Raw genomic sequence first — 3093 nt, forward strand, 5'->3', positions numbered from 1 at the left:
TTGAACAATATAACTCTGACTATGAAAGTATTTTCAGTGGCTTCAAACTGTATCTCACCATTATTTTGATTCACAACATCCTGTACACTCTGTAAACCCATGCCATGATTATACGAATCATCTTTGGTGGTAAGAAAATGTCTCCCTGATTTACGCAGTTGACCATATACTGATAATCGGCACAATTATCAGAGCCACACTCGGCACTATCTGCTGCTCATTCCGGCTCTGCATTATCCTTCTCAGAAGACACATAAACACAATCTCCATGCTGTAATTATTCAGTCTATGCCGAATATACTGTCCTATATCTACGCCGCTGGTCGTAATCAAATCAATATCCAAGAATAATAAATCAATCGCATTTCCATCAACCCCTATAGTTAAGCAAAATATTTACATTTCAGATTATATCACCCATACCATCTTAAATCAAATGCTTTGTAGTAGGCTGCTATTCAGAACCGCCGCCATCATCTCCACTTTCAGATAAGCGCCGAGTATCACACCCCGGAAGATGTATTCCTCAATGATTGCCGGTACTATTGCAAAACAGACATCCCTTTGCACCAAACCGATCATTCGCCAATTGCTTTATCAACCGGCCACGACTTTCTGAGAGCCATATAAGAGATCAGGAAGTTTGCAAGCCATCCCGCCGGCACCGCAAGCCAGACAAATTCGATACCAAAACGGGGCGCACAAATCAGGGCAACTGACAGACGAATCGCGAGGTTGACCATATTTGCAATGAGAAATGGTCGCATGATCCCAAGTCCTCGAAGGACCCCGTCGGTTGCCATCTTGATTCCCATGAAGATGAAAAAGTAGCCAATCCATCTCATATAGCCCCCAGACACCTGATATGCCAAAGCGGTTCCATCTTTGCCAAGGAATAAGGATGAAATCTGAGTATGCAGTGTTTCAATGACTATAAATGCGATGATCGCAAAGCACATATCCAACACCAACGCAGCCCGATATCCTTTTTTGATACGTTTGATTTTTTTTGCGCCAAGATTCTGAGAAACATACGGTGAAACTGCATTTCCAATGGATACAAATATCAGTGAAAAAACATTCTCTACCCTCATCGTTGCTGAGTAACCTGCAAGTGCCTGTGTACCGAATGGATTTACAACTGCCTGAACGATCATCATACCAATCGACACTGTGGACTGCTGAAGAACCGATGGTACGGCAATTCTAAGCATGAAATGTAACTCGTGCCTGTCAAACCAATCAAAACGGCCTTTATATTGGCGCATACGCCAAAGAAAAATCAGCAGTGAAAACACTGCGGATATTCCCTGGGCAATAAGAGTTGCAAGAGCTGCACCGAAAACGCCCAGGCCGAGGCCTGCCACCATCCAAAGATCCATAACAATATTCAAGACAGAAGAAAATATCAAAAGACCCAACGGTATCTTTGATTCACCGATTGAATTGAACATTGTTGAAAGAATATTATACATAAACAAAAATGGAAATCCGGCAAAATAAACACGAAGATACAGCACCGCTTCATCCAGTATGTCAGCAGGTGTCTGAAGCAGCGTCATCATCGAACGTGAAAAGATAAGACCACATACACCCAAAAGTATACTCAAAACCATAAAACTTATCAGCGATGTTGATACTATTGTTTTCATTTTACTATAATCCCTGGCTCCAAAATAGCGGCTCACAAGCACGCCCGCACCTATGCCGGCACCGAGTGCCACACAAATGAATACATTTGTAAGAGCGGCACATGCGCCAACAGCCGCAAGTGCAGATGATCCGACATACTGGCCAACTATTATTGAATCAGCCATATTATACACTTGTTGAAAAAAGCTGCCCAAGATCATAGGCATTGCAAAGACTGTCAGCGCTTTAAGCGGTGCATCTGTGATCAAATACTCATCTTTTGACATTATGTTATTCCTCCAAATTGAATATTAATCCACTTGTCCTTATTTACAACAAATACCATTTTTTAAATTCACAGCCAACAAATTCTGCGTCCTCTATTGTTTCATTTTCCAGTATCACATTTTCAAACATCTACAAGTGGAATCTATAAAATTCAAAACGATGAATCAGATTCCGCCTTATTAAACAATACCCTTTCTTAATTCAAAAAGTCTTGCCATAACAGGCTTTTTAAAATGCACCGTTAATACATTTCCTTTGAATTCAAAATCAACCGGTTCCTTCTTAGGATAAATGCAGGATACCTGCATATCGTCTCTGATAAAAGGAATACTGTCCAATGGTATGGACAAACTATCATCTGTGCAGTTTATGCCGGCTTTCATGTACCTGTCATTATTTTTTCCTTCCATTTGCCGCTTCCATACTGCAAGATATGCTTTGTTTTCAAGCTGAAGGCCTCCGCATACCCACATATCCTCATTGTCAGCAATATCAATCGGCCAATAAGGTATCGCATATTTGATATCCTGACGAATCGTCTTATAACAGGCAATTCCCTCTTTCACTAATGCAAGACGTTCCGGCGGAAGTTGTGCCAGATGACCACTCTGATGAATACGAAGCAGCATGGCATTTATCATATTATAAATTACTTCTTCCTTGTCTCCCTGGCGCATCGGATACGACCAGACTGCCGCCTGTTCCGGAGTAACTCCTGCCACAGCATTTGCTGCTATCGTCGCATAATTCCGGTAATCTTCCTGATCCGATGTAGACTGGATACTATATCTGGAGAGCAACGCATAATCAATGCGAAGGCCTCCGCTGGAACAGTTTTCAATTACCAGATCCGGATAACGTGCAAATACATCATCAAGCCAGTTTAGATATGCTTTTTCATGTTCAAGCAGTCCCTGCCCCACACTTTCCGCGCCAAGTTCAGTACCTATGCCCGGTTCAATGTTATAATCCATCTTGATATATCCCACTCCGTAATCTTTGACTACCCGATCGATCACTTCATTGACATGTTCGATGACTTCCGGATTCCTAAAATCGAGCTGATATCTGCTACGGTCATATACACGCTTTCCATGACGGATAAAGAACCAGTCATCCGGAGCATTCTTTGCTTTCTCACAATTGATTCCCATCACTTCAAGTTCCAGCCAG

4 protein-coding genes are annotated in these 3093 nt (G+C 42.0%); all 4 read right to left on the reverse strand.

The annotated features are described in order from the left end of the window. Nucleotides 1-185 (reverse strand): GHKL domain-containing protein (locus CCU_RS14885; protein WP_442852320.1); only part of this gene is annotated, 185 nt, incomplete at its 3' end. A 247-nt stretch (nt 186-432) separates the two neighbouring features. Beyond that, entirely contained in the window at nt 433-582 is a 150-nt protein-coding gene (locus CCU_RS14660) for a CPBP family glutamic-type intramembrane protease (protein ID WP_015533241.1), read from the reverse strand. Further along, nucleotides 579-1919 carry an MATE family efflux transporter gene (locus CCU_RS01065; RefSeq protein ID WP_015533242.1) on the reverse strand — a complete coding sequence of 447 codons (1341 nt, stop codon included), beginning with the start codon at nt 1917-1919 and terminating at the stop codon, nt 579-581. Before CCU_RS01065 ends, CCU_RS14660 begins: the two co-directional genes overlap by 4 nt. Before the next feature lie 180 nt (nt 1920-2099). Further along, a partial coding sequence (locus tag CCU_RS01070; RefSeq protein ID WP_208895884.1) for a glycoside hydrolase family 36 protein occupies nt 2100-3093 on the reverse strand: 994 nt, incomplete at its 5' end.

Source organism: Coprococcus sp. ART55/1, from assembly GCF_000210595.1.
Lineage (GTDB): Bacteria > Bacillota > Clostridia > Lachnospirales > Lachnospiraceae > Coprococcus > Coprococcus aceti.

Bases quoted from the DNA above. Each gene is read 5' to 3' on its own strand.
- CCU_RS14660 (WP_015533241.1), bottom strand. From the start codon at position 582: ATGATCGGTTTGGTGCAAAGGGATGTCTGTTTTGCAATAGTACCGGCA.
- CCU_RS01065 (WP_015533242.1), bottom strand. From the start codon at position 1,919: ATGTCAAAAGATGAGTATTTGATCACAGATGCACCGCTTAAAGCGCTG.